The organism is Inquilinus limosus MP06 (genome assembly GCF_000767795.1).
GTDB classification, from domain to species: Bacteria; Pseudomonadota; Alphaproteobacteria; order DSM-16000; family Inquilinaceae; genus Inquilinus; species Inquilinus limosus_E.
In genome coordinates this window covers 1-561 of record NZ_JANX01001127.1, presented here as the reverse complement: position 1 = coordinate 561, position 561 = coordinate 1, and the positions used below count along the sequence as shown (strand labels likewise).

Below are 561 nucleotides of genomic sequence, written 5' to 3'. Positions count from 1 at the left end.
TCTGCGCGCGTCCGCGCGCGAATGAGTCATGGCCATCTCCGCCATCCCAACCTGCATTCCTGGGATCAGCGCGTCCGGCGGCAACCCCCTCCCCCTACCCCCCTCCCGCAAGGGGAGGGGGGACTATAAGGGAGCAGGCGGCGAGCGCCGGGAGTTCTCGATGACCACCGTCGTCGATCTCGGCGGCACCAAGATCGCCGCCGCCCGGGTGGAGGGTGCCGCGGTGCTGGAACGCCGCCAGGCGCCGACGCCGCGGGACGGACGCTTCGAAAGCCTGGTCGAGGCCGTCGCCGCTCTGGTGGCCGGTTGGGTCGACGGGCCGGTCGGGATCGCCACCACCGGGCTGGTGCGGGACGGGAAACTTTCCGCCACCAACCCGGGCACTCTGCCGGTGCCGCCGGATTCGCCGCTGGTCGCGGCGCTGCAGGACCGGCTCGGCGTCCCGGTGCGGGCGGTGAACGACGCCCAGGCCGCGGCCTGGGGCGAGTTCCGCCACGGCGCCGCGCAGGGCGTCGGCTCGATGGTGTTCCTGACCGTGTCGACCGGCGTCGGCGGCGGGCT

1 protein-coding gene is annotated in these 561 nt (G+C 74.0%); it reads left to right on the top strand.

What is annotated here, in order from left to right:
- Positions 1-160 precede the first annotated feature (160 nt).
- The coding region (locus P409_RS35595) for an ROK family protein (protein WP_034849899.1) at positions 161-561 on the top strand (401 nt) is incomplete at its 3' end.